This window comes from Streptomyces sp. NPDC002176 (assembly GCF_044903645.1).
Lineage (GTDB): Bacteria > Actinomycetota > Actinomycetes > Streptomycetales > Streptomycetaceae > Streptomyces.
In genome coordinates, this window is sequence record NZ_JBJDQW010000001.1 from 614842 (window position 1) to 640265 (window position 25424).

Annotated in this window: 24 protein-coding genes; 12 read left to right on the plus strand and 12 right to left on the minus strand. The window is 71.8% G+C overall.

All coding sequences use genetic code 11. The features are described from left to right. Nucleotides 1-346: 346 nt before the first annotated feature. Nucleotides 347-562 (minus strand): MbtH family protein, encoded by a 216-nt coding sequence (locus tag ACI2LY_RS02630; RefSeq protein ID WP_389005473.1) that lies wholly within the window; start codon nucleotides 560-562, stop codon nucleotides 347-349. Between the two features lie 665 nt (nucleotides 563-1227). Between ACI2LY_RS02630 and ACI2LY_RS02635 the strand changes: the two genes are divergently transcribed. After that, the gene (locus tag ACI2LY_RS02635; protein WP_404705499.1) at nucleotides 1228-2454 is read left to right on the plus strand and encodes a cytochrome P450; all 1227 of its coding nucleotides are present in this window, start codon (nucleotides 1228-1230) and stop codon (nucleotides 2452-2454) included. Between the two features lie 54 nt (nucleotides 2455-2508). Here ACI2LY_RS02635 and ACI2LY_RS02640 read toward each other — a convergent pair whose 3' ends face one another. The 5 genes from ACI2LY_RS02640 to ACI2LY_RS02660 all read right to left on the minus strand — a co-directional run bounded on the left by ACI2LY_RS02640 (nucleotide 2509) and on the right by ACI2LY_RS02660 (nucleotide 7009). Next, entirely contained in the window at nucleotides 2509-3774 is a 1266-nt protein-coding gene (locus tag ACI2LY_RS02640; protein ID WP_404705500.1) for a cytochrome P450, read from the minus strand. Continuing rightward, nucleotides 3771-4388, minus strand: a complete 618-nt coding sequence (locus tag ACI2LY_RS02645) for a GTP-binding protein (protein ID WP_404705501.1) — start codon at nucleotides 4386-4388, stop codon at nucleotides 3771-3773. The genes ACI2LY_RS02640 and ACI2LY_RS02645 overlap by 4 nt, the downstream gene beginning before the upstream one ends. After that, on the minus strand, nucleotides 4369-4716 hold the full coding sequence (locus ACI2LY_RS02650; RefSeq protein ID WP_389005480.1) for a DUF742 domain-containing protein: 348 nt from the start codon (nucleotides 4714-4716) through the stop codon (nucleotides 4369-4371). Before ACI2LY_RS02650 ends, ACI2LY_RS02645 begins: the two co-directional genes overlap by 20 nt. Continuing rightward, complete coding sequence (locus ACI2LY_RS02655) at nucleotides 4713-5171, minus strand: roadblock/LC7 domain-containing protein (RefSeq protein ID WP_244336046.1); 459 nt, start codon at nucleotides 5169-5171, stop codon at nucleotides 4713-4715. Before ACI2LY_RS02655 ends, ACI2LY_RS02650 begins: the two co-directional genes overlap by 4 nt. 74 nt (nucleotides 5172-5245) lie before the next feature. Continuing rightward, nucleotides 5246-7009, minus strand: coding sequence for an ATP-binding protein (locus ACI2LY_RS02660; RefSeq protein ID WP_404705502.1), 1764 nt, complete (start codon nucleotides 7007-7009; stop codon nucleotides 5246-5248). A gap of 613 nt (nucleotides 7010-7622) precedes the next feature. On the opposite strand from ACI2LY_RS02660, the gene ACI2LY_RS02665 reads away from it, so the two are divergent. From ACI2LY_RS02665 to ACI2LY_RS02685, 5 genes are read left to right on the plus strand one after another with little or no spacing between them, the layout of a single operon-like run. Next, nucleotides 7623-8789: an exo-beta-N-acetylmuramidase NamZ domain-containing protein gene (locus tag ACI2LY_RS02665; protein WP_404705503.1), complete on the plus strand. Its 1167-nt coding sequence runs from the start codon at nucleotides 7623-7625 to the stop codon at nucleotides 8787-8789. Nucleotides 8790-8804: 15 nt separating this feature from the next. Then, nucleotides 8805-9785 carry a GNAT family N-acetyltransferase gene (locus tag ACI2LY_RS02670; protein ID WP_404705504.1) on the plus strand — a complete coding sequence of 327 codons (981 nt, stop codon included), beginning with the start codon at nucleotides 8805-8807 and terminating at the stop codon, nucleotides 9783-9785. Next, complete coding sequence (locus tag ACI2LY_RS02675; RefSeq protein WP_404705505.1) at nucleotides 9782-11101, plus strand: ABC transporter substrate-binding protein; 1320 nt, start codon at nucleotides 9782-9784, stop codon at nucleotides 11099-11101. Before ACI2LY_RS02670 ends, ACI2LY_RS02675 begins: the two co-directional genes overlap by 4 nt. Further along, a complete protein-coding gene (locus ACI2LY_RS02680; RefSeq protein ID WP_404705506.1) occupies nucleotides 11095-12063 on the plus strand; it encodes a carbohydrate ABC transporter permease in 969 nt (322 codons plus the stop codon). The genes ACI2LY_RS02675 and ACI2LY_RS02680 overlap by 7 nt, the downstream gene beginning before the upstream one ends. Further along, on the plus strand, nucleotides 12060-12929 hold the full coding sequence (locus ACI2LY_RS02685) for a carbohydrate ABC transporter permease (protein ID WP_393912363.1): 870 nt from the start codon (nucleotides 12060-12062) through the stop codon (nucleotides 12927-12929). The genes ACI2LY_RS02680 and ACI2LY_RS02685 overlap by 4 nt, the downstream gene beginning before the upstream one ends. 9 nt (nucleotides 12930-12938) lie before the next feature. Here the strand turns inward: ACI2LY_RS02685 and ACI2LY_RS02690 are convergent, their stop codons facing one another. Beyond that, nucleotides 12939-13118 carry a DUF6480 family protein gene (locus tag ACI2LY_RS02690; RefSeq protein WP_389005494.1) on the minus strand — a complete coding sequence of 60 codons (180 nt, stop codon included), beginning with the start codon at nucleotides 13116-13118 and terminating at the stop codon, nucleotides 12939-12941. A gap of 102 nt (nucleotides 13119-13220) precedes the next feature. Next, a complete protein-coding gene (locus ACI2LY_RS02695; RefSeq protein WP_404705507.1) occupies nucleotides 13221-14081 on the minus strand; it encodes a UbiA family prenyltransferase in 861 nt (286 codons plus the stop codon). A 131-nt stretch (nucleotides 14082-14212) separates the two neighbouring features. On the opposite strand from ACI2LY_RS02695, the gene ACI2LY_RS02700 reads away from it, so the two are divergent. Further along, nucleotides 14213-15271, plus strand: coding sequence for a type III polyketide synthase (locus tag ACI2LY_RS02700; RefSeq protein WP_404705508.1), 1059 nt, complete (start codon nucleotides 14213-14215; stop codon nucleotides 15269-15271). Between the two features lie 18 nt (nucleotides 15272-15289). Here ACI2LY_RS02700 and ACI2LY_RS02705 read toward each other — a convergent pair whose 3' ends face one another. From ACI2LY_RS02705 to ACI2LY_RS02715, 3 genes are all read right to left on the minus strand, one after another. Then, nucleotides 15290-16342: a hypothetical protein gene (locus ACI2LY_RS02705; RefSeq protein ID WP_404705509.1), complete on the minus strand. Its 1053-nt coding sequence runs from the start codon at nucleotides 16340-16342 to the stop codon at nucleotides 15290-15292. Continuing rightward, nucleotides 16332-17282: a protein phosphatase 2C domain-containing protein gene (locus ACI2LY_RS02710; RefSeq protein WP_404705510.1), complete on the minus strand. Its 951-nt coding sequence runs from the start codon at nucleotides 17280-17282 to the stop codon at nucleotides 16332-16334. Before ACI2LY_RS02710 ends, ACI2LY_RS02705 begins: the two co-directional genes overlap by 11 nt. Nucleotides 17283-17449: 167 nt before the next feature. Beyond that, complete coding sequence (locus ACI2LY_RS02715) at nucleotides 17450-18115, minus strand: VWA domain-containing protein (protein WP_404705511.1); 666 nt, start codon at nucleotides 18113-18115, stop codon at nucleotides 17450-17452. Between the two features lie 320 nt (nucleotides 18116-18435). On the opposite strand from ACI2LY_RS02715, the gene ACI2LY_RS02720 reads away from it, so the two are divergent. The 4 genes from ACI2LY_RS02720 to ACI2LY_RS02735 all read left to right on the plus strand — a co-directional run bounded on the left by ACI2LY_RS02720 (nucleotide 18436) and on the right by ACI2LY_RS02735 (nucleotide 23651). Further along, on the plus strand, nucleotides 18436-18816 hold the full coding sequence (locus ACI2LY_RS02720) for a hypothetical protein (RefSeq protein WP_404705512.1): 381 nt from the start codon (nucleotides 18436-18438) through the stop codon (nucleotides 18814-18816). After that, complete coding sequence (locus ACI2LY_RS02725; RefSeq protein ID WP_404705513.1) at nucleotides 18813-21998, plus strand: tetratricopeptide repeat protein; 3186 nt, start codon at nucleotides 18813-18815, stop codon at nucleotides 21996-21998. The genes ACI2LY_RS02720 and ACI2LY_RS02725 overlap by 4 nt, the downstream gene beginning before the upstream one ends. A gap of 118 nt (nucleotides 21999-22116) precedes the next feature. Continuing rightward, the gene (locus tag ACI2LY_RS02730) at nucleotides 22117-22641 is read left to right on the plus strand and encodes an isoprenylcysteine carboxyl methyltransferase family protein (RefSeq protein ID WP_404705514.1); all 525 of its coding nucleotides are present in this window, start codon (nucleotides 22117-22119) and stop codon (nucleotides 22639-22641) included. Beyond that, a complete protein-coding gene (locus ACI2LY_RS02735) occupies nucleotides 22638-23651 on the plus strand; it encodes an NAD(P)/FAD-dependent oxidoreductase (RefSeq protein ID WP_404705515.1) in 1014 nt (337 codons plus the stop codon). The genes ACI2LY_RS02730 and ACI2LY_RS02735 overlap by 4 nt, the downstream gene beginning before the upstream one ends. 9 nt (nucleotides 23652-23660) lie before the next feature. Here ACI2LY_RS02735 and ACI2LY_RS02740 read toward each other — a convergent pair whose 3' ends face one another. After that, nucleotides 23661-24515: a YqjF family protein gene (locus ACI2LY_RS02740; RefSeq protein WP_404705516.1), complete on the minus strand. Its 855-nt coding sequence runs from the start codon at nucleotides 24513-24515 to the stop codon at nucleotides 23661-23663. 164 nt (nucleotides 24516-24679) lie between these two features. On the opposite strand from ACI2LY_RS02740, the gene ACI2LY_RS02745 reads away from it, so the two are divergent. Next, nucleotides 24680-25402, plus strand: coding sequence for an SDR family NAD(P)-dependent oxidoreductase (locus tag ACI2LY_RS02745; protein ID WP_404705517.1), 723 nt, complete (start codon nucleotides 24680-24682; stop codon nucleotides 25400-25402). Nucleotides 25403-25424 lie beyond the last annotated feature (22 nt).

The window sequence follows — 25424 nt, forward strand, 5'->3', positions numbered from 1 at the left end:
AGAACGCATGCGCGTGCAGCGATTCGCCCCATGGCGTTTCCGTGACGGTGAAAGAAAGAAAGTGCGTCTGCGAGATGTCGAAACGGCCGCGCCCATCCGCACTTCCGCTTACCGGCGCACGAGTGCCCGTCGTATCCACGCGCGTCGACCCCGCGGCCGGGCGGGCCGCCGGGACCTTGGCGAGCGGGAACGGGAACCGGCGCGAGCGTCTCGCCGGCGGTGACGGTCGTCCGGCGCGCCGACCGGGTGGCCCCCAGGGCGAGAGCGGCGCCCAGGGGATCACTTGGCGGCGAAATGCCGTGCGACCAGGCATGACACCCCGGACGGGCCGGGGTCGCGGGACGGCCTAGCCGTCGGCCGCCATCGCCCGCACCAGACTGGCGGGCCGCATGTCGGTCCAGTTGGCCTCGATCGCGTCCAGGCACTCCTGGCGCGACCCCTCCGGGCCCTCGGCGCGCCAGCCGCCCGGCACGGCGAGCGTCGCCGGCCAGAGCGAGTACTGACCCTCTTCGTTCACGAGCACGAGGAACTTGCCCGACTCATCGTCGAAAGGATTGACCACGACGCCCCCCTTGGCGGCACGTACATCAGCTTGTTTCTCCGAGCCGCCGCGCATTCCGTTTCCGCGGCTCCCGGACTGCTTGTCCGATCCGAACGGAGCGTCAGATCGAACGAAGGAGCGAATCGCTCCATCCCCGAGATGACAGTTCCCGTGCGGCCGGTCGGAACCAGACTGCCCGGACCCTGTTCATTCACACTCATCACACTAAGGGAAAGTCCACGATCGGAGGTACTCGTTCGATCGATTACCGATGGGTAATAGAGCACGCAATAATCATCTGTGCTGCCCCAGGCATATGCCTAACGGCGTTCATCACCCACCATTCGGCCAACAGGCGCCCCGAGTGCGGCAGTTCAGCCGCATATGACCCACGTCGATCCGGCCGATCCGGCGCATGTGCCGCCGCGCTCTCACTTGAGCGCACACGACTCCACCACACGCTCCCGTGCGCCGACCGTGCGCCCCGTTTTCGCCCCCGACACCCCGGCGGACCGACCAGATCAGGACATCGGAACCGAAGAACCGACCGCGCGCCCCGCTTTCGGCCGACCAGTATCCGGCCAAGGCGGGCACCGTGCCCCAGTCGAAGCCTTCAGGGGGTGTCATGGCTGACGAATGATCAATAACCTTACGGAACACGTCATTCCCGGTCCCGACGGAGCATCATGACCACTGCGGCACAGATACCCGACATCCTCTCGCCCGAGTTCGCGGCGAACCCCTACCCCGTGTACCGCCTCATGCGGGACACCTCGCCCCTCATCTGGCACGAGGCCACGCAGAGCTACATCATCTCGCGGTACGAAGACGTCGAGCGCGTCTTCAAGGACAAGGAAGGCGAGTTCACCACCGACAACTACGACTGGCAGATCGAGCCGGTGCACGGCAAGACGATCCTCCAGCTCAGCGGCCGTGAGCACGCCGTGCGCCGGGCCCTGGTCGCCCCCGCCTTCCGGGGCCGGGACCTCCAGGAGAAGTTCCTGCCCGTCATCGAGCGCAACTCGCGCGAACTGATCGACGCCTTCCGGCACACCGGCTCGGCCGACCTGGTCACGGACTACGCGACCCGCTTCCCGGTCAACGTGATCGCGGACATGCTGGGCCTGGACAAGTCCGACCACGCCCGCTTCCACCGCTGGTACACCACCGTCATCGCCTTCCTCGGCAACCTGTCCGGCGACCCGGAGGTGGCCGCCGCGGGCGACCGCACCCGGGTGGAGTTCGCCGAGTACATGCTGCCGATCATCAAGGAGCGCCGCGAGAACCTGGGCGACGACCTGCTGTCCGTGCTGTGCGCCGCCGAGGTCGACGGGGTGCGGATGAGCGACGAGGACATCAAGGCGTTCTGCAGCCTGCTGCTCGCGGCGGGCGGTGAGACCACCGACAAGGCGATCGCCAGCATCTTCGCCAACCTGCTGGCCCACCCCGACCAGTTGGCCGCCGTCCGGGCCGACCACAGCCTGATCCCGCGGGCGTTCGCCGAGACCCTGCGCTTCACCCCGCCGGTGCACATGATCATGCGGCAGTCCGCGACCGAGGTGCAGCTCAGCGGCGGCACCATCCCGGCCGGGGTCACCGTCACCTGCCTGATCGGCTCGGCCAACCGCGACGAGAACCGCTACCGCGAGCCCGACCGCTTCGACATCTTCCGCGAGGACCTCACCGCCACGAACGCCTTCTCGGCGGCCGCCGACCACCTGGCGTTCGCGCTGGGCCGGCACTTCTGCGTGGGCGCGCTGCTCGCCAAGGCCGAGGTCGAGATCGGCGTGGCCCAACTGCTGGACGCCATGCCGGACTTGCGGTTCGCGGACGGCTTCGACCCGGTCGAGCAGGGTGTGTTCACCCGTGGACCCCAGGCGCTGCCGGTGCGGTTCACCCCGGTGAACGCCTGACCGCCTTGCCAGCGCGGTACCGCTGGGCCCCGAGCGGGGCCCAGCGGCGACCGGCTAGCCGTCGACCGGGGTGAACCGCACCGGCAGGGTCGTCAGGCCCCGCATCCAGATCGACGACCGCCAGGTCAGCTGCTCCGGGTCCACCGCCAGCACCAGGTCGGGCAGCCGCTCCAGCAGCGTCTCCACGGCGGTACGCGCCATGACGTCCGCGAGCAGCGGGGCCGGGTAGGGGCACCGGTGCTCGCCGTTGCTGAACGACAGGTGCGCGGCGTTCTCCGCGCCCACATGGCCCTCCGGCCAGAGCCCCGGGTCGGTGTTGGCGGCCGCCAGCCCGAGGACCAGGCAGTCCCCGGCCTTGATCCGGCGGCCGCCGAGCTGGGTGTCCCGTACGGCCCAGCGGCCGATGAAGTTCTGCGTGGGCGTGTCCAGCCAGAGCACCTCGTTCAGCGCCTCGCCGACGCTGACCCGGCCGCCGGACACGCTGAGTTCGAACCGCTCGTCGGTCAGCAGCAGCCGCAGCGCGTTGCAGATCCAGTTCGCGGTCGGCTGCTGCGCGGCGGCGATGATCGAGATCAGGTCCTGGACGATCTCCTCGTCGGTGAGCCCCGCCGGGTGCAGCACCATCCGCGAGGTGACGTCCTTGCCGGGGTCGGCCCGCTTGTCCTGGACCAGCCGCACCAGCCGCTCACCCACACGCCCGTAGGCCGCCACCGGGTCGTCGCCCTCGGCCGCGTCCAGGGAGATCCGCAGGTCGTCCACGAGCTGCTCGGTGTCCGCGCCCGAGAGCGGCATGCCGCACACCTGCACCACGGCCCGCATCGGCAGCATGTGCGCGTACGAGGACATCAGCTCGGCCTGGCCGCTGCCCGCGAACCGGGCGATCAGCTCGTCGGCGATCAGCTCGCAGTCGCGGGACAGCTCGAACTGGTCCACCCCGGACAGCGCCTCGGTGATCACCCCGGCCCGGCGCCGGTGCTCCTCCCCCTCGGTGAACAGCACCGAGGGCTGGTAGCCGACGAAGGGCATCAGCGGCCAGTCCGGCGGGATGTTGTCCCACTGGTTCCAGCGCCGCGAGTCCCGCGCGAACAGGTCGTCGTGGGTGGTGACCTGGGCGACCTCGTGGTAGCCGAGCACCAGCCAGGCGGGGATGTCGCCGTCCAGCAGCACCGGCGCGACCGCACCGTGCTCGCGGCGCAGCGCCCGGTACATCTGCGACGGCGTCTGCTGGTACTCCAGGCCCGCGAGGCGCACCGCGTCGGTGTGGGCGGGGCAGCCGGGCGGCGGGGCCGGGTGCGCGGAGAAGGAGCCGGGGTCGGTCACGGGGTCGCCTCCTGGGCGGTGGCCAGTGTGTAGACATGGTCCACGAGGGTGATCAGCACGTCCTTGCCCGACTGCCGGAGCCGTGCGTCGCAGTCGATCATCGGCACGTGATCGGGCAGGGCGAGTGCCTGCCGGATCTCGTCCAGGGAGTGGTGGGTCGCGTCGTCGTCGAACCGGTTGACGGCCACCACGAAGGGTGTGCCGTGGTGTTCCAGCCGGTCTATCGCGTACCAGGAGTCGTCCATCCGGCGGGTGTCCACCAGGACGACGGCGCCGAGGGTGCCGGAGAAGAGCCGGTCCCACAGGAACCAGAAGCGCTTCTGGCCGGGCGCGCCGAACAGGTACAGCACCATGGTGTCGTTGAGGCTGATCCGGCCGAAGTCGAAGGCGACGGTGGTGGTCGACTTCGCGGCGACGCCGCTGGTCTCGTCGATGCCGACACCGGCCTCCGTCATCACCTCCTCGGTGTTCAGCGGCCGGATCTCGCTCACGGAGCGGACCAGCGTGGTCTTGCCCACGCCGAATCCGCCCACGACGACGATCTTCAGACCGATTTCCGCCGCGTCGGCCAGTGGCGTGCGGTGGGCGGGCAGCTCAGAGATTGCGGAGCCCATGGAGCACTTCCTTGAGAAGGGCGGGATCGGGGAGCGAGGGGTTCACGGGTGGGTGCCGTGCGGTGATGCGGCCGGTGTCGAGGAGGTCGGCCAGCAGAATCCGCACGACCATGATCGGCAGTTCCAGTTCGGCGGAGATCTCGACGACCGAGGTCGGGTGCTGGCAGAGGGTCAGGATGCGGGAGTGCTCGGACTGCATGCCCGTGGTCGGCTGGCACTCCGCGACGATCAGGGTGACCAGGTCCAGGGTGTCGTCGACGCTGCTGCGCCCGCCGGTGACCGTGTAGAGCCGGTCGGGGGCGCCGGTGTCCACCGGCTTGCGGGTCACGAGGGGGTACTCCCCTGGAACGGCTGCCGGGGCGCGGCCCGCAGATGCTCGCCGATCTTGTCGACCAGGCCGGTCATCTCCTCGCCGAGGCGGCCGGGGTCGGCGTCCTCGGCGGCGACGACGGCCAGGTGCGCGCCCTCACCGGCCCCCACGATGCACAGGAGGCCGCCGTGGAAGGCGGTCATGGAGTGGAGTACGCCGCCGGAGCCGTCCCCGAACTCCACGGACGCGCCGTGGGACAGGGCCTGCAGGCCGGAGCAGATCGCGGCGAGCTGGTCGGCCTGATCCGCGGCCAGGTCGGGGGTCCAGCACAGCTTGAGGCCGTCGCGTGACAGGACCAGGGCGTGCCGGGCACCGGGGGTCTGCTCCAGCAGGTTCTGCAGCAGCCAGACGAGGCTGTTGTCGGTGGTCTGCATGATGGGTGATGGGACGGTGGTGTCCGGCTGATCGGTCACCGACCCGTTCCTCCAATCTCATGGGCACGAGGGGGGCGTGGCTGCCGGGCGCGGGCCCGGTGGGGCTTGGGGGGCTAACCGGCGGTCGGCGGCTCGGGGTCGGGGCGGCCGCCGAGGGTGTCGCCCGAGGGCTTGCGCGAGCGGTGGAAGGCGCCGAAGCGGGAGCCCACGTCGTGCACGGGCCGCTTCCGGGGCGGGGTGGCCTCGGGGGCGGACCGCTGGCCGCGCTCGGCGTCGCTCATGGTGCGGCCGGGCCTTCGGACGGGGAGTCCGTTCGGGGTGGCGGAGGCGGGCGGCTCCTGCCGGGTCTGCCCGGGTACTTCCGGCGCGGTGACGGGCGGCTCGGGCCGGACGGGTGCCTCGGCGACGGGGGCCGGGGCGGGCGTCGGTGCCTTGGGGGCGGGGGCCTCGGGAGCGGGGGCCGCTTCGGGTGCTGGGACCGGGCGGGCGGTGGCCGGGCGGGCCGCCTCCCGCTGCGCGGGCCACGGGTCGCGCTGCTGCGCGATGAGGTGCCGGGGCAGCAGGACGACGACGCCGGTGCCGCCGCGGGAGGAGGGGCGGTAGCTGACGTTGATGCGGTACTTGAGCGCGAGCAGTCCGACCACGGCGAGGCCCAGCCGGGTGCCCTGGAGGGAGGCGAGGTCGGCCATGCTTCCGGCGACGGCGCCCTCGGCGTGCTTCATCGCCGCCTCGGACATGGTCAGTCCGCTGTCCTCGACGGTGACGACGATCCCGGCCCGGTGCTCCTCCACGTAGACGTGGACCTCGTCGGTGGGCGGGGAGAAGTTCGCCGCGTTGTCGACCAGTTCGGCGAGGAGGTGCATCACGCCCTCGGCGGCGAAGCCGGAGATCGCGGCCTGGGAGGTGAAGTGCAGCCGGACCCGCTGGTAGGCGGCGATGCGGCCGATGGCGCCCCGGAGGATGCTCTCCATCCGGATCGGCTTGTTCCAGGTGCGGCTGGTCTTGCCGCCCATGAGCAGCGCCAGCCGGTCGGCGATCAGCACGAGCTGGGAGGTCTTGTGGTCCAGCCGCATCAGGTCGCCGAGCATCTTGCCGTCGTGCTCGTCCTGCATCGCCCGCAGGTCGGCGAGCATGCTGACGGCCTTGGCCTGCACCCGGCTGAGCGCCTTGGTGGAGGCGATCCGGGTACCGCCCTGACGCCGCTCGCTGCGGGCCAGTTCGCTGACGAACCGCTCGCTCAGGTCCTGGAGCAACGGCACCTGGGGCAGCTTGAGTTCACCCAGGACCGTGTCGGCGGAGCGGCCCTCGGCGAGGCGGGCCACGGCGACGGGCAGCGTCTCCCGCGCGAGCCGGTCCACCTCGGACAGCACCTCGTTGAGCGCGTCCTGGGTCTGTCGGCACTCCTCGTCGGCGGCGGCCGCGCGGCCCACCGCCTCTTCCAGGGCACCGGCGGAGAGCTGGGCGACCCGACGCAGGTTCTGGTCGTTGGGCATCGACACGCCCGCGAGCGCGTCGGCGGCGCCGCTGCCGGTCAGCACCAGGTTGTGCAGGGAGGGCAGCGTCACGTTGACCAAGTGGCCGTTCTGCGCGGCCGTTTGCTGCGCCTGTGCGCGGAGCCGGTCGTTCTCGGCGGCCTGGGTGGCGGCGGCATGCCTGGCCCGGCGCAGGAGGAGGTGTCCGACGAGCACCGTCACGGCGACGCACGCCCAGCCCGCGCCCGCCACGACGAGCGTCCATCTGCGGGTGCCGGACGGTGCCGCTCCGACCGCGACGGCGGCCGCGACGGCGGTCACCGCCACCACGGCCGCGGGCACCGCCCACGAGCTGCGCCGGACGGCCGTCGAGCGGTGTTGAACGGACGGTGCAGGAACTGACATTCCGCGGTCCCTCGGTCTGCGAGCAGAAGAATCGGCGACCGAACGCTCGATCGCGGGTCCGGAAGCGGCCGCCCTAGGAGGAAGGCGATCTTCCAGCCGGTTACGCCCACATGCTAGTCACACCGGAGTGCGCCACGTTCCGAATGGCCCCTCCTGGGGCCCCGGACCTGAAGTCGTCGTGAAGCAACCATTGCGACGGCGGGCCGTGATAGAGGGCCACGCGGCCTCCACCGCTGGTGCCGGGCCCGGAAAAACCCCATGCGCCCCCGATGCCCCGCCACCGCGATAGCTGCCGCAAACCCCGCCCGAGGCGTCAACCCCCACGGGAAGGAGCCCTTTCCAGCCAACCAGCCACGGTCACCGGAAGAGGGCGATGACACCGATCACCCAGATCGCCAGAAATGCGAGCACCAGTACCAGACACCCGAGGGCCGCCGGAGTGCCCTCTCAGTGGCATGAGCAGATGATCGGCCGTGTGGTGGGTGGAGTCGAACGGGTTTCCACTCCTACGGGCGAACGTCGTCGCCAGGGGGGCGCGGGTACCGGGAGGTAGTGTCCGCAGCATTGCCCAATTCCGGGACATTCAAGAGAATTTCCGATAAGGGGCGAAGAAATGAGTAGTACGGACGACCGCTTCAAGGTGACGACCGGGATCGCCCGGCTGTGCGCGGTGCCCGGACTCGCCGGACCCGGTCGGCTCGGGCTGGTGACCAACCACACCTGTGTCCTGCCCGACCTGCGCCCGACGGCACCCGCGTTGTTGGAGGCGGGAGTGAACCTGGCCGCCCTGTTCGGCCCCGAGCACGGGCTGTACGGCACCGCCCAGGCGGGCGGGAGTGAGTCCCACGAGGTCGACCCGGCCACCGGGCTGCCGATCTACGACACGTACCGCCGCGACGGCGACCGGCTCGACAAGCTGCTGATCAACAGTGGCGTGGACGCGCTGGTGTACGACCTCCAGGACGTCGGGGCGCGCTTCTACACCTACGTCTGGACGATGTTCGACCTGATGGTCTCCGCCGCGCGCACCGGCGTGCGGTTCGTGGTGGCCGACCGGCCCAACCCCCTCGGCGGGCTCGTCAGCGAGGGCCCGGTGCTCGACCCGGCGTTCGCGAGCTTCGTCGGGCGGGCGCCGGTGCCGATCCGGCACGGGCTGACCTGCGGGGAACTGGCCTGGTGCGTCAACAGGTCGGCCGTGGCCGAAGTCGTCGGGAGACAGGCCGACTTGACGGTGATCAAGGCGGCCGGGTGGCGCCGGGAGATGGACGCGGAGGCCACCGGTCTCCCCTGGATCGCGCCCTCGCCCAACATGCCGACCTACGCCACCGCCGTCGTCTACCCCGGCACCTGCCTGTTCGAGGGCACCAACGTCTCCGAGGGCCGGGGCACCACCCAGCCCTTCGAGACCGTCGGCGCACCGTACGTCGACGCCCGCTTCGCCCCCGCGCTCGCCGAACTCGAGCTGCCCGGTGTGCACTTCAGGGAGGTGCGGTACGTGCCGACCTTCGACAAGCACGCCGGACGCCCCGTGCGCGGGGTCCAGCTCCACGTCACGGACCGCGAGGCGTTCGCCCCCGTACGCACCGCCGTCGCCATGCTCGGCACGCTGCGGCGGCTGTACCCGGACGACTTCGCCTGGTCCGGTGACTTCATCGACCGCCTCTGGGGCTCCGACGAACTGCGGCGTACGGTCGACGCGGGCGGGGACCCGCTGGCGCTGTGCGAGCCGCCCGCACCGCCCGGCCGGTGGGCCGGTGACGACGTACTCCTCTACCCCTGACACGGAAGGACGTCGATGACCGATCCCACGACGAGGGCCCGGACCCTGATCCGCGGGTTCCGGGCGGGTGACGGTCCGCCGCTGGTGGCGGCGTGGTGCCGGAGCGCGCCCGCCGACCCCATCACCGCGGACCGCTTCCGCTCCCTGGTGCTGCTCGACGCCAACTTCGACCCGGCCGGGCTCCGGGTGGCGGAGGAGGACGGGCACCTGGTCGGCGCGGCCTACGCGGTGCGTCGACTGACCCCGATGACCGGCACCGACCTGGAACCCGAACAGGGCTGGCTCCCCTTCTTCTTCGTCGACCCGGCCGCCCGAGGGCGCGGTGTGGGACGGGAGTTGCTCACCGACGCCCTGGACTGGCTGCTCGCCCACGGCCGCACCCGGGTCGACTTCGCCCCGTACACCCCGAACTACTTCCTCCCCGGTCTGGACGCCGGGACCTACCCGGAGGCGGCCGCTCTGATGGAGTCCCTGGGCTTCCGCACGGTGGACGAGGCGGTGGCGATGGACCGCTCGCTGACCGACTACGCCCTCCCGCCGGAGGTCGCACGGCGGGTCGGCGAACTGACCCGGCACGGCTATGAGTTCGACACCCCCACCGACGACGACCTGCCCGCGCTCCTCGCCCTCGCCGCCGTCCACTTCGTCCCCGACTGGGCGCGCGCGATCCGGGAATGCCTCCTGACCGGCGCCCCGCTGGACCGGATCGTCGTCGCCCGGGACCCCTCGGGCCGTCTGGTGGGCTGGGCGATGCACGGCACGTACGAGTCGGCCGTCGAGCGGTTCGGCCCGTTCGGGGTGCTGGACGAGATGCGCGGGACGGGGCTCGGCGGGGTGCTGCTGCACCTGGTCCTGGAGCGGATGCGGGCGCGGGGCGCGGGGTCGGCGTGGTTCCTGTGGACCGACCGGGAGTCGTCGGCGGCCCGGCTGTACCGCCGGACCGGATTCGGCACCACGCGGGTGTTCCGCGTGCTGCGCCGGGAGGCGGCCCGGTGATCGGGGCACCGCACGGGCTGAGCCGCCGCCGCTTCGCGCTCGCCGCGACCCTGCTCGCGGCGGGCTGTGCCGCCCCGCACCAGGGCACCGGACGGCCCGGCGACCCCATCGTCCTCACCGTGCTCTCCCACTATGCGAGCGGTGAGCTGAAGGCGGCCCTGCAGGGCCCGGTCGACGAGTGGAACGCCACCCACGACCGGGTGAAGGTGCGCACCAAGGCCGTCGAGTTCAACGACCTGCTGACCACCTTCATGGTCCGGCAGGCCGCGGGCCAGGGCGCCGACATCCTCCAGCCGTACTGCCTGTGGAACGGCCAGCTCGTCCGCGCCGGAGTTCTGCGGCCCGCCCCGCCCGAGGACGCGGCGGAGATCACCCGCGGCTACGGCGCGGCGGCGGTCGGCTCCGCGTCGGTGGACGGCCGGGTCTACGGCTACCCCACCGAGGCGCAGACCTACGCCCTCTACTACAACCGGCGCCTGCTCCGCGAGGCCGGTATCGCCCATCCCCCGCGCACCTGGCGGGAGTTGGAGGACACCGCGTACCGCACCACCCGACGCGACCGGTACGGCAACACCCTGGTCCAGGGCTTCGGCCTCTCCACCTACGACGACTCCACCACCGTCGGCCAGACCCTCGCCCTGCTCAACGCGTCCGGGGGCACCTTCATGTCCCGGGACGGCAGGAGCACCGCCATCGACTCTCCGTCCGGCCGGGCGGTGCTCGACCTGGAGCACCGTCTCGTCAGCCGGGGGGCGAGCGCGCCCGGCGTCAACGTCTACAAGGCGTTCCAGTCCGGGCAGGTGGCCATGGTGATCAGCGCTGGATGGTGGACCGGCAGCCTGAAGTCCCAGATGGGCGACGCCTATCGGGACGTGGCCGTGGCCCCGGTGCCCGTCCCGGAGCTGGGCGACAAGCCCGCCACCCTCGCCACCGGGTTCATGCTGGGCGTCAACACCTCCAGCCAACACCCGCGTGAGGCATGGGAGTTCCTGCGCTGGCTCAACACCGAGAAGGTGAGCCCGCGCAACGGGGCGGCCGCGACACGGATGAGCGCTCTCCAGGTGTCGGTGGGCTCCCTGACCGGCCGCGCCGACGACATGCGGACCCTGCTCGGCACGGGCGGCGACCCCAACCTGCGCCCGTTCCTCGACGCGTTGGGGTACGCGGTGCCGGAGCCGAACGTGCCGGGCGCGCAGCAGGCCAAGTCGCTGCTGCGCAAGAACATCGAGGCGTTGTGGACGGGCCAGCAGTCGGTCGAGCAGTCGCTGCGCACGATCCGCCGCCAGGTAGACCAGGAGGTGTCGCGCTCATGGTGAACGCCCTGACCCCGGAGACGACCGCCCGGCCACCGCGCCCGCGCTCCGTCGGCCCGGCCCGGACGGCCGTGGACCATCGCGGCCGGGCCCGCCGTCATCAGGCGGTCGTCGCCTATCTGTTCCTGGCGCCGGTACTGCTGTTCTTCGCCGTCTTCCTGATCCTGCCGCTCGGCTTCGCGCTGCTGCTGTCGATGTCCCGCTGGGCCGGGTTCGACCTCGGCGACATCCGGCCGGTCGGCCTGGACAACTTCACGAGCCTCTTCGCGGACGGCTCGACGTTCCTGACGCCGATCCTCACCAACACCCTGCTGTTCGCGCTGGGCACCGTGGCCCTCGCGCTGGCGGGCTCGGTGCTGGTCGCCACCTGCATCGACAACCTGCGCTTCCAGGGGCTGTGGCGCACCCTGTACCTGCTGCCGATCGTCACCACGGTGGTCGCCGTCGGCAATGTGTGGAAGTACATGTACGAGCCGGGCGGCCTGGTCAACGGCGCCCTGAACGCCGTCGGGCTGGACTCGGTGGCGTTCCTCCAGGACCCGGACACCGCGCTGCCCGCGGTGGTGGTCGTCCAGGCGTGGGCGTCGGTCGGCTCGGCGATCCTCATCCTGACCGCCGGGCTGAAGTCCATTCCGGGGTCGTACTACGAGGCGGCCGCGCTGGACGGGGCCGGTCCGGTGACCGTCTTCTGGCGGATCACGCTGCCGCTGCTGCGGCCGTCGCTGCTGTTCGTGTGCGTCACCCAGTTCATCACCGGGCTGCAGTCATTCGCGCTGATCATCGTGATGACCAAGGGCGGTCCCGGTGACGCGACCAACGTGGCCGCGCTGGAGATGTACCGGCAGGCGTTCTCCTACGGTGACTGGGGCACCGCGAGTGCCGCCGCCTTCGTGCTGTTCGTGGTGATCCTGCTGGTCACCCTGGTGCAGTTGTGGATCTTCCGGCGCAAGGGGGAGGACGCGTGATCCGCCGCCGTTTCCCGTGGCTGTCGTACCTGCTGGTCGTGACGGGCGCCGTGCTCACGGTAGTGCCGTTCCTCGACATGGTGATGACGTCGTTCAAGGGGCCGGGTGAGTCCGGCACGCTGCCGTACCGGTTCCTGCCCGAGGCGTTCGACCTGGGCAACTACCGGGCGGCGGTCGACCAGCTCGATCTGCCGGTGCTGTTCCGCAACAGCGTGATCGCCACGACCGTGATCAATGTGTCGGTGCTGCTGACGTCGTCGCTGGCGGGTTACGCGCTCGCCAAACTCCGCTTCCCCGGCCGGGACTTCATCTTCCGGCTGGTGCTGTCGACGATGATGTTCCCGCCGTTCCTCTTCTTCATCCCGCACTTCCTGATCCTGGTGCACTGGCCGCTGGCGGGCGGCAACGACCTGCTGGGGCGGGGCGGGGCCGGGCTGACCGTGAGCATCGTGGCGCTGGCGATGCCGTTCCTGGTCAACGGCTTCGGGATCTTCCTGATGCGCCAGTTCATGGTCTCGATCCCGGACGAGGTGCTGGAGGCCGCGCGGATCGACGGGGCCGGGGAGTTCGCGGTGTGGTGGCGGATCGTGGTGCCGCAGACCAAGCCGGTCATGGTGACGCTGGGGCTGCTGACGTTCGTCGACGCCTGGAACGAGTACATCTGGGCGCTGCTGGTGTCGACGGCGAACCCGGCCGTGATGACACTGCCGGTCGGCATCCAGCTGCTCCAGGACTACGTGGACCCGACGCGCACGATGCCGATCGTGATGGCGGGCCTGGTCCTGAGCATCTTGCCGGTGCTGGTCCTCTTCCTGCTGCTCCAGCGGCATTACATCAGGGGGATCATGCTCAGCGGCCTGAAGTGAGCGCGCCTCTCACAGGTCGACCATCCTGACCAGGAAGAACGCGGCGATGAGCGCGCAGCCGAGGAGGATGAGGAACAGCCACACCCGGGGGTGCTCGAAGGGGCCGCCGTCCGGCCGCTCGGGGTGGGCCTCGGCGGTCGATCCCTCGACAGGCGGGGTCTCGCCGGGCGGCTGCAATGAGTCGGGCATGGTTCACCTCTGTTCACCTGCGACGACGCCACCACCGGCGCCGGGCGACACATGGGTACTTCGCTCCGCCGGAGCCGCGCGGATGCGGCCCGGTCCCCCTTCTCAGGATGCCTCGGTCCCCAGGCCGCCGCTGCCGAGCAGCAGTGCCACGTCCAGCACCGCCACGGCGACCGCCGCCGCGAACGCCGCCCGCGCACGGCGGCGGCCCAGCACCGTCCCGGCCACCGCGATCAGCCCGGCGCCCGCCAGCGCGGCCAGCTGCCGCGCGCCGGGCCGTCCGGCGGGTCCGAGCGCCAGCAGGGCGGAGGCGGCGACCAGGGGCACCGGCAGCAGCAGTCGTACGCGCTCCGGGCCCAGCCGCTGCGGCCAGCCCCGTACGCCGGTCGCCAGGTCGTCCCGGATGTCCGGCAGCACATTGCCGAGGTGGGCCCCGACGCCCAGCAGCGCCCCGGCGGCGACGACCCACCACGCGGGCCACGGCCGTCCCGGCAGCCCCAGGGTGACGAAGGCCGGGAGCGCGGCGAACGCCACCGCGTAGGGCGCCCAGGACCAGCGGGTGGCCTTGAGCCGCAGGTCGTACGCCCAGGCCGCCGCGACGGCGGTGAGGTGCACGGCGCCCGCCGACCGTCCGCAGGCGAAGGAGAGGGGTACGCACAGGGCGAGGGCGGCGCACGCGGCCGTCCACACCTGCCCGGGCTCGATCGCGCCGTCGGCGACGGGTTTGCCCCGGCGGCCCACCGCGAGGTCCCGGCGCGCGTCGAAGGCGTCGTTGCACCAGCCGATGGACAGCTGCCCCGCCAGTACGGCGCCGGTGGTCAGCAGGCAGCGGCCCGGTTCCTGACCGGCGTTCACCGCCATCGCCGCCGTCAGCGCGGTGACCACCACCAGCGGGCCGGGATGGCAGGCCCCGGCCAGGGCGGAAACCGTGCGGACCGGGAACGTCGACTGCTCGGGAGTCACCACCCGGCGATCGTAGGAGCCCACCCGGCGCACCACGATCAGGAACCGCCGGACGGGCGATCTCTGGTGCCGGGGTACCGGTCGCGGGAAGGACTGCTGAGTCCACCCCGGGCCGGTCGACGTACGGGAGCCTCATGACGCGGATCGCCGCCGTGCACGGTGCCCTCGCGCCGTATCGCTTCGCCCAGTCCGAGATCACCGACATGGTGGCCCGTGCCTGTCTGCCCGAGGGCGCCGACCGCGAGCTGCTGGACCGGCTGCACCAGAACGCCGGGGTCCGCTCCCGCCACATGACCCTGCCGCTCGACCGGTACGAGACGCTGGACGGCTTCGGCGCCGCCAACGAGATCTTCATCGCCACCGCCACCGATCTGGGCGCCAGGGTGGTCCGGGAGGCGCTGCGAGAGGCCGGGCTGACGGCGGCCGACGTGGATCTGCTGGTCTTCACCTCGGTCACCGGTGTCGCCGTCCCGTCCGTCGACGCGCGGGTGGCGGGCCGCCTGGGACTGCGGCCGGACGTGCGGCGGGTGCCGCTGTTCGGGCTGGGCTGTGCCGGGGGCGCGGCCGGGCTGGCCCGCGTGCACGACTTCCTGCTGGGGCGGCCGGACCAGGTGGCGGTGCTGCTGTCGGTCGAGCTGTGCTCGCTCACCCTCCAGCGCGGCGACGCCTCGACGGCCAACCTGGTCGCCACCGGCCTCTTCGGCGACGGCGCCACCGCCGTGGTGGCCCGCGGCGCCGGTCGCGCGGACGGGTGCATGGGCCCCACGATCGTGGACGCCCGCAGCCGTCTGTACCCGGACGCCGGTGGCGCCCTGGGCTGGGACATCGGGGACTCCGGCTTCAAGGTCGTCCTCGACCCGGAGATCCCCCAGGTGCTGCGCCGCCATCTCGCCGACGACGTCGAGGAGTTCCTCGGCGACCACGGCCTGAAGCCACAGGACGTGACGGGCTGGGTCTGCCACCCCGGCGGCCCCCGCATCCTGGAGGCCGTCACCGACGTACTCGACCTCCCCACCGAGGAACTCGCCCTGAGCTGGCGCCACTTGGCGGAGGTCGGCAACCTCTCCTCGTCCTCCGTCCTCCACGTACTACGCGACACCCTCACCGACCGCCCCCCACCGTCCGGCACGCCGGGGCTGCTGCTGGCGATCGGGCCGGGGCTGGCCTGCGAGTTGGTGTTGTTGCGCTGGTGAGTGAGGGCAGCCCCCGGACTACCGCCCCGACACCCTCAGATTGATCGGCTTCCGGTCGCGGACCTCGCGGGAGGGGGGCGGTGTCGAGAGCGGCGGCTCGGGCTCCGCCGGGTCCGGGTCGACTCGAGTGGTCTGCTCGGGTTCCTCGGTGCGCTGGTCCAGGTCGAGATACAGCGGCCTGGTGTCGCCGGTCTCCTCCGGGAACAGCGGGGTCTGCAGCGCCTCCCTGCCATGGTCACTGAGGGCATGGAGCCACTCGCTCAGCACCGGCCGCGTACGGCGCGCCCCGGCCGCGTCGGAGAAGAGCCTGCGCACCGCGGCCTCCTGGTAGCGGTCCAGACTCTCGGGAACCGGGTCCAGGCCGTCGCCCGGTACGAGATAGGGGTTCTGGGCGATGATCCGGGTGACCGCGAGGGCGGTCTTGTAGGCATCGCTGTCGAAGTCGTGCTGGGACGGCGGGGTGAGCGGGTCACTCCAGTCCGGTGTGTCGGTCGCGGGCAGAACCGTCACACCGTCGACCGGACGGAAGCCGTCGCAGTCCAGGAAGAACACCCGGGGTTCCGGCCGCAGACTCCACAGCACGTTGGCGTGCGAGATGTCGCCCACGACCATTCCCCGGCGATGGAACCAGTCGACGACCCGCGCACAGGCCAGCGCCAGAGCGCGACGCTCCGGCGGCGTGGGCTGAGGGATCGTCCGGTAACCGACCTTGGACGGCCGGATCAGATACTGCAGTTCCAGCAGCTTGCTCGTCTCCTGCGGTGTCCGCCACGAGAACTCGCCCGGCGCACGACGCATCAGGAACCCCACACCGCGTCCCCGGTCGGTGACCCGGCTCAGCGGCCATGCCGCGATCGAGTCGAGGAACTCGCGCTCCACCGGCGCCAGGCGCTGACGGAACGCCGCGAGCACGGCGAGCGCCTCACCGTTGGTCCCCGCGGGGTCCCGGTATCTCTTGCACAGGACGTCGGTCCCGGCCAGCTCGAGTACCTGGCCCTGGCCTCCGCTGCCGACCAGACTTCCGAGGGGAAGGGAGGACAGCTCGATGTCCGCCCCGCCGTCAATCCGCATCGCCCGGTCCTCTCTCCCAGAGACACACGACCGTGCGGTCGTCGTCGTACGACTTCGCCCGAAGCTGCGCCTGCCACAGGAAGTCCGACGGCGCCGGGACCTCTCCCCTCCCCCAGTGACCGGCGAGCCGGTCGGCGAACTCGCGTTCCTGGTGCAGCGGCCCGGTCATCCCGTCGGTGGCCACCATCAGGACGTCCGCCGGGGACGAGGAGAACAGCAGCGTCTCCACGGTGTCGTAGGAGCCGGGCAGTGCGGCGGTCCGCGGGTCGAGAAGCGGCGCGGGCTCGGACTCCTGGTCGCCCCTCGTCCAGGCACCGCCGCGGCACACATGGAGGCCACCGTCTCCGACGCTCAGCAGGAGACGTTCCCGGATGGCGGCCAGGACCGGTACCAGCAGGACGTGGAGCGTGGTCGCGTGGTCCCGGTCGTGGTAGCGGTCGCCCGCCTGGGCCCGCCACTTGGGCCGGAGTTCCCCCACCGCCTGTCCGATGATCTTGTTGGCGAGGCCGTTGAGCTGGGGTTCGTCCCGTTCCCGCAAAGCCCGGTGTACGGTCTCCGCCTGCTCGTCCAGATTGGCGACCGTCTGGTGCACGAGATCCCGCGAGGCCACATGGGAGCGCCCGGCCGAGCTGACGCCGTCCGCGACGGCCAGCACCAGCATCTCCGTGTCGGGCGGGCCGATACGCGCGATCGCCATGGAGTCCTGCCGACACTGCCCTTCCCAGCGATGGGAATCTCCCCGCACCGAGACTCCCAGAGCTGTCAGCCGACCGACGGCTATCCCGTCCAGCAGCATGTCCGGTGCCAGCGCCGCGAGTCGGTCGCCGCTCCGCATCGACGGCTTGGCGCGCGGATACGGCGGATAGCTGGGGGGCCGCCTTCCGATGTGCTCGGCCACACCGCGCAGTACACCGGGTTCCGGCCCGGCGCTCTCCGCCACCGCCACGGCTCCCGCCGGGGAATCCGGCGCCGTGTGCTCACCCGGGGTCTCCCCGTCGGGCCTTGGACCGGCGTCCGGTCCCGTCGCCACCTCGGGAGCCGGATGCGCGGGCCTCGGCGCCGCCGCGGCGCGAGCCGGATTCCCGTCGCCGTGCTCGACGGCGCCGTTCACAGCTTGTCCAGGGAGAGAGAGCTGAAGCCGGGCACCTGGTCATCGACCTGGAGGGTGAATCCCCGGTTCTCACGGGACGAGACGCTGGCCGCCGAGGTGACGATGGACCGGGTGAGGCTGGTGGCGAACTCGCGCAGGGCCATGGCGGGGCGCACGGTCGGGTCCTGCTGGATGAACGCCTTGAAGTTGCCCACCTCGGCCAGAATGGCGGGGTCGGCGTCGCCGATGCCGAAGGCGATGATCTTCGGCGCGAAGGCGGCGGAGTTCAGGTCCCGGAGCGAGGTCTGCCAGTCCGGGTCCGTCGGCATACCGTCCGAGAGGAAGAACACGACCGGCCTGAAGACCTGATGCCCCTGGTTCTTCAGCAGGTTGACGTCCTGCTCGATCGTGTCCCTCAACAGCCGGAAGGCCGCGCCGTAGGAGGTGACGCCGCCGCCCGACAGCGAGGGCAGCGTCTCCAGTTCGCTGAGGTCGGTCAGCGGCTGCAGGACGGTGGCCTCAGTGGAGAAGGCCACCAGGCAGAACCTGGTCTTGTCCGCGACGCTGGGATTGGTACTGATCTCCGCATGCAGCTCGGGCAAGGAAGTGTTCAGGGTGTCCACGCCTTCGCCCATCATGGAACCGGACTCGTCGCACACGAGGTAGAAGGGAAGGAGCTGCATGGCCTGTCTCCCGAGTCGTAGCAGGTGACGACTGAGCCGTCGCCGACCGCTTTGGGTAACTCTCCTGTTTGACGTGACTCCATCGGCAATGATGCGTGAGCGGTGTCGCCGCGACCCACCGCGCACGGGCGTTCAGGCCAAGATACCGTGACATCTCGTGCCACGACCGGGCGTTGAACAGGTCCGCTTCTGTCGAGCGAGGCGATCGGGGCCGCCGACCCGGTCTCGTCCGACGGTCCGTCAGAACTCCGGACGCGCACGGTGGTTTCGCCTAACATGAGGGGATCTGGAGCGCACGCGGACCGGGCGGGGGAACGGGCATGCACATCAGGATCGTCTCGGACGAGGACGAGCAGGCACTCACGGACCTGCGGTCCTGGCTCCGCCGTGATCCGGCCACCCGCACGCTCGCCGTGACACCGGTCTCCGGGACCGGGCCGACGATGAACGCGCTGGAGGCGCTGGACATCGTCCTCGGGCACGCCGTGGACATCGCGAACTTCGCCATCGCCTACGCGACATGGCGATCGACGCGGGCAACCGGCGCGCGCACCGGGGCACGCACGCTCGCACACGGCGGCTCGGCCAACGACATCGGCGACCTCACCGCCGAGCAGCTCACCGAACTGATCCGCGCGCTGGAACGCGAGGCCGCGAGCAGGGAGGCGGACGATCCCGACGAGGACCTTGCTCCGTCATGACGGAGGGCGGGGCATCCGCTTGCCGGGCGGTTCTCCTCGGTGTCGACACCTACGACCACTTCGGCGACCTGGGCGGCATCCGGAACAACGTCCCCGCACTGAGCGCCCAGCTCACCGACGCGGTGGTCGGCGGCATCCCCCGGGAGCACTGCGCATGCCTCCCGGCCGACAGTTCGCAGAGCGCCGTCCTCGACGCCGTGCAGCGGGCCGCCGAGGAGGCCGAGGACCTGCTGCTGGTCTACTACGCGGGCCACGGTCATCTGCACCGCGACGGCGAGAGCCTGCTGCTGTCCACGAGGACCTCGCACCACAACAGCCCGCACCGGTCCGTCCCTTACGCCGAGATCCGCGCCCATGTGACCGCCTCGCCCGCACGGCGCAAGGTCGTCGTCATCGACAGTTGCTTCAGCGGACACGCGCTGCACATGGACGGCTCCCCCGCCGTGCCGAAGACACAGCTCGCGATCGCCGGTGCCTGCGTCATCACCTCGGCCGCGGAGACGCAGCGGTCGCTGTGCACGCCGGAGGGCAGCGTCTTCACGCTGGAGCTGGTCAAGCTGCTCCGGCACGGGCTCACGGGCCCGTTGTCCGACGACCGCCGAGGGGAGGACCAGTCACATCTGACCACGGCGGACATCTACGAGGCACTGCGCGACCGTCTTCGCGGCAAGAAGGTGGACGGCCGGGCCGTTCCGGAACCCCATATGGCCACCCTCGACGGCGGCCACGGCATCCCGCTCGTCCGTAACCGCGCGTACCGCGAAGCACCGGTGGGACCTCCCGGCCCGGCGCGGGGGTCGCACACGGCGTTCGCGCCCAGCCCGCACTTCACGGGCCGCGAGGAGGAGATCAGCGAGCTGATCCGAAGAGCCTCCACGCCTCCGGCCATCTGTCTGATCCACGGTCGCAGCGGACAGGGCAAGTCCGAGTTGCTGCGCGCCACGGCGGCCCGCATCGCCCACCTGTTCCCGGCGGGCTGCATCGAGGTCGATCTGCGCGGCTGGACGGAGGGCGAGCAGCCCCGAGATCCGTACGACGTCATCGGCGAGCAGCTTCAGCACATCGGCTACGAGCCGGAGCGCATCCCCCGGGACCGCACCGCGCGTACGGAGGCATGGCGGCTCTTTCTGAAGAACCGCCGCCTGCTGCTGCTTCTCGACAACGTCCGTGACGCGGTCCAGCTCCGGCCCCTGCTACCGGGAGCCGGAGCGCAGAGCGTGCTGTTCGTCTCCAGCCGCAACGAGCTCACCGACCTGACCGTCGACTGGAGCCACGCGCTGGCCCGGCTGCCGGGAGCGGACTGTGTGGCGGTCTGGCGCAAGATGGGGGTCACCCAGGACGGGCCGCGTCTCGTCGAGTTGGCGGAGCGTATCCACGGCAGCCCGTACGCCCTGGGGGCCCTCGCCACGGCGCTCAAGCGCGGCGCCGCCCCCCGCTCCCTCCTCGCCTCACTGACCGGGGCCACTCCGTTCCGGCTGTATCCGGAACTCGACGCCATCGAACTGGCGGCCTTCACCAGCGCCTACGACGCGCTCGATCCCGAGCTGCGTGAACTCGTCCATCACTGCGCCTGGCATCCGGGGCCCGACTTCGGTCCGGACGGGATCGCCGCGATGGCGGGACGGCCGGTGGTGGAGGTGGACATCCGGCTCACGCGCATCGAGCAGCTGCTGATCGGCAAGCACGCCCGGTACACCTTCCATGAACTGAGCCGGATCTACGCCCGCCGACGCGCGGCGGAGGAGACCGGCGGAAAGGGCGAGCGCCAGAGCCGGGAGAACCTGTTCGCCTTCCTGATGAACGGTCTCGCGGTCAGAGGACGGATCATCCGGGACAGCGAGACCGGTCCGGAGAGCGACCCGGAGGAGGCTCGCCGCTGGCTCGACCACCACGCGAGGGAACTCTCCGCCGCCGCCCGTGCCGCGCTGGATGACGGCTGGGACCGCGCCCCGGACTTCCTGCTGGAACTCGGCAGATGGCACTACCTCGAGGGATCGTACGGGGACGCGGAGGCCCTCTCGCGGCTGGTGCTGGAACACGTCACCCCCGCCACTCCCCTCCACGTGGACGCGCTGCGCGACCTGGGCGATGTGCACCGCGCCCAGGGGCTCTACGACGAGGCGACATCCCTGTACCGCGACGCGCTGGTCTCCAGCGGCGCCCTACGGGACCCGCGCCGCCAGGGCGATGTCACCCGGGGACTGGCGGATGTGCACTACGCCCGCGGGGAGTACCCCGAGGCGGCCACCGACTACCGGGCGGCGCAAGCGCTGTACCGGGAACTGGACGACACCCGGGGTCAGGCCGGTGCGATCAACGGACTCGGCGACGTGCACTACGCGCAGGGCCGGTACGCCGAGGCCGAGGAGGCCCACCGGCAGGCCCTGCTCCTGTACCGGAAGGTGGGAGACCGTCGCGGCCAGGCCGATGCCACCAGCGGACTGGCCAACATCCACTACGTCCAGGACCGGTACGCCGAGGCCACCGTCTCCCACGAGGAGGCCCTGGCCGTCTACGAGGAGCTGGGCGACGGACGCGGCCAGGCCAATGCCAGGCGGAGCCTGGGCGACATCCTCTATGTCGAGGGGAAGTACCGCGAGGCGCTCTTCTCGTACGCCCAGGCATACGAGCTGTACGAGCGGCTGGGCGACCGGCATGGCAAGGCGGGCGCCCTGAGCGGTCAGGCGGAGGTGCACTACGCGCAGGGCCGGTACGGGCAGGCGGCCGAGACCCACCGGGAGGCGTTCGGCGTCTACGAGCAGCTGGGTGACCGGCACGGCAAGGCCGGGGCGCTCGGCGCCCTGGGGGACGTGTACTGCGCGCAGCGGGAGTACGGCCGGGCGGTCGACGCCTACGGCCACTCCCGCGACGTCTGCGAGGAGTTGGGCGACCGACGCGGTGTGGCGGACGCCGACCGGGGACTCGGCGTGGTCCGGTACACGCTGGGCGACTACGAACGGGCGGCACAGGCGTACGAGCGTGCGCTGACCCTGTACGACGAGCTGGGTGACCGGCGCGGTCAGGCCACCGTCCTGCGCGACCTCGCTCATACGGCGCTCCTCCTCGGCAGTCCGGAAGCGGCCGTGGAGAAGGCCCGTCGGGCCCGCGACCTCTTCACGGAGCTCGGGCGTTTCGACCGCGTCGATGTCATCGACCGGCTCCTGGAGGAGCTCGCCGGTTAGCCATCCGGCGCAAGCCGCGGCTCATCCGCCCGCTCGTCCGGGTGTGTCGCCGACCGATGCCGGTCGGACGCCGCACCATCGTCGAGTAGCGCGTCGGCGAGTGGAAGGCATGGGGCACATGGCCTGGTACGCACTGCTGGTGGCCGCCGTCGCGGTCGAGCGGGTCGCCGAGCTTGTCGTGGCGCGGCGGAACGAGCGGTGGAGCAGGGCTCGCCGGGCGATCGTGGCGGGTGACGGGCACTATCCGGCGATGGTGGCGCTGCACGTGGGGCTGCTGGTCGGGTGCCCGTTGGAAGTGTGGCTCGGCGGGCGGCCGTTCGTGCCCGTGCTGGGGTGGCCGATGCTGGCGGTGCTGGTGGGGGCCCAGGGGCTGCGCTGGTGGTGCATCGGGACGCTGGGGCCGCGGTGGAACACCCGGGTGATCGTCGTACCGGGTCTGCCGCTGGTGGCGCGGGGGCCGTACCGGCTGCTGCGGCATCCGAACTACGTGGCCGTGGTGGCCGAGGGGCTGGCACTGCCGCTGGTGCACACGGCGTGGGTGACGGCGGCCGCGTTCACGGTGCTGAACGCCGCCGTGCTGACCGTGCGCATCCGGTGCGAGAACCAGGCGCTGGCCGCGGCCGACGCGCCGGTTCCGGCGTGATCGACGTCCTGGTCGCCGGTGGCGGCCCGGCGGGGCTGGCCGCGGCCGTGCACGCCAGGCTCGCCGGGCTGACCGTCGTGGTGGTCGAGCCGCGCACCGCGCCCGTGGACAAGGCGTGCGGGGAGGGTGTGATGCCGGGCGGGGTCGCCGCGCTGCGGGCGCTCGGTGTCGAGGCGGCGGGCCGGGAGCTGCGCGGCATCCGCTACGTGGACGGCGTCCGCCGGGCCGAGGCGCCCTTCCGGGGCCGCCCGGGGCTGGGCGTGCGCCGTACGACCCTCCACCAGGCGCTGCACGAGCGGGCGCTCGCCCTGGGTGTGCGGATCGAGCACGGCAAGGTCGGCGAGGTGGTCCAGCGCCCCGACCGTGTCACCGCCGCCGGGATCACCGCCCGCTGGCTGATCGCCGCCGACGGGCTGCACTCCCCCGTCCGCCGCCGCCTCGGGCTGGAGCTGCCCGGCGGTGCGCGAGGCCGCTACGGACTGCGTCGGCACTACCGGGTCGCCCCCTGGACGGACTTCGTGGAGGTCCACTGGTCCGGCCGGGGGGAGGCGTACGTGACCCCGGTCGCCGACGATCTGGTGGGGGTCGCGGTCCTCAGCCGCGTCCGGCGCGGGTACGACGAGCATCTGGCCGGTTTCCCGGCGCTCACCGCCGCGCTGAGCGGGGCTCCCGCGACCGAGGTGCGCGGTGCCGGACCGCTGCTGCAGCGGGTGCGGCGCAGGGTCGCGGGCCGGGTGCTGCTGGTCGGGGACGCGGCGGGGTATGTGGACGCCCTCACCGGGGAGGGCATCGCGCTCGCCCTGGCGACGGCCGAGGCCGCCGTGCAGGCGGTCGCGGCCGGGCGGCCGGAGCGGTACGAGCGGGACTGGACCCTGCTCACGCGGCGCCACCGCCTGCTGACCAGGGCGTTGCTGGCCGCGAGCAGCCGTCCGGGCACCGCCCGGCTGATCGTGCCCGTGGCGTCCCGGCTGCCCCCGGTGTTCGCGGCGGCGGTGCACGCGCTCCGGTAGCCGGGTTCGCTACTCGTCGTCCTCCGGCAGCCGCTCGCCCTCGGCCTGCGAGGGAGTCGTGCGCGGCACGTCGGGGTGGATGGTCCGGCCGGGCCTGCCGTCGGTCTCGGGGTCCGGGTCCCGCTCGCCCTCTGCCTGGGACGGGGTCCATTCGCTCATGACCGGCCTCCTTGTCGGGTGTTCGGTGGGATCGGGGGGTCGTACGGGCCGGGTCGCGCCCACCCATGCGTGGCTGACGCGGGCGGAGAACCGCGCCACGGGCTCGCCGCGCGGGGCCGGGAGCCCCGCCGCGCCGGTGACCGTCTGCTCCAGCGCCTCGACCTCGGCCCCGGCCAGCGCCCACGGCTCATGCCCGACGGGCGTCTGCCAGAACACACCCAGCCGTCGGCTGTACGCGTGCCACCGCGAGGTCAGCCACTTGTCGAGCCCCGTCGGCGCGACGGACGCGCCGGGCCGCACGGTCAGGCGGTAGGCGGCTCCCCCGCTCCGGCGTGCCCCGGTGTACGTGACCGTGTCCCCGTCGGCGGAGACACGCAGGTCGGCCCGGTGGTAGGGCACACCGAGAGCCCGGCCCGCCAGGAACGGCGGGCAGGTCACGTCGAGGGAGAAGAACCACACACCGTCCCGCCCGCGCACATAGGTCCGCAGGTTGGTCTCCGCGAAGGTCGGGAGCGCGGGCAGGCCGAGCACGCGGACGTCCGCCATGAGGAGCGGGGTGAGGGTGACCCACGCGGCGCCGTCGTACTCGTCCACGACGAGCCCCTCGGGCAGCAGCGCCTGGACCGTCCGCGGTTCGTAGGGCCAGCTGACGAAGGTCTGCGTCAGCCAGCGGGCCCGCAGCACCGGCACACGGTTGGCCACCATGGACGGCGAGTTTCCCCGCGCGGGACCGCGGAAACGCCCTCGCGGGAGGCTGTCGTGTCCCGGCCGTCGCGTTCCGGCCGTTCAGGAACGGCCGATCTGGGAACTGCGGGAGGTACGCGAAGCGCCCCCGCCCGCGCCGACCTCGTCCAGGGAGAGATCCGGCCATGAACCACGTCAAGCCTCTCGCCCTGGTCACGGGCGCGTCCAGCGGTATCGGCTTCGAGCTGGCCAAACAGCTCGCCGAGCGCGGTTACGACCTGATCATCAACGCCGAGAACGACACCCGGCTACGGCAGGCGGCCCAGGAGATCCGGGCGGTGGCCGAGGTCTCCGTGGAGCCGGTCCGGGCCGACCTGCGCCACTACGACCAGGCCGAGGAGCTGTGGACGGCGGTCACCGCGACGGACCGTCCCCTGGAGGTCGCGGTGCTGAACGCGGGTGTGGGGCAGGGCGGTGCCTTCGCGGACACCGATCTCGAGGACGAGCTGGAGATCGTGGACCTCAATGTGCGCGCGACGGTGCATCTGGCCAAGCGGGTCGTGCGCGCGATGGTCTCCCGCGGCCAGGGCCGCATCCTCGTCACCTCGTCCGTCGCCGCCGCCACGCCCGGTACCTTCCAGGCCGTGTACAACGCGTCGAAGTCGTTCGTGCAGTCCTTCACCCAGGCGTTGCAGAGCGAGCTGAAGGACTCCGGCGTCACCCTGACCGCGCTCATGCCCGGCCCGACCGAGACCGAGTTCTTCCACCGGGCGGAGATGGACGACACTCAGGTCGGCCAGGGGGAGAAGGGCGACCCGGCGGAGGTCGCGCGGGAGGGACTGGACGCCCTTTTCGAGGGCAAGGACAAGGTAATCGCGGGGTCCGCCGGGACCGACGGGACGCACTGAAGGGGACCGGTCCCCGGACCGG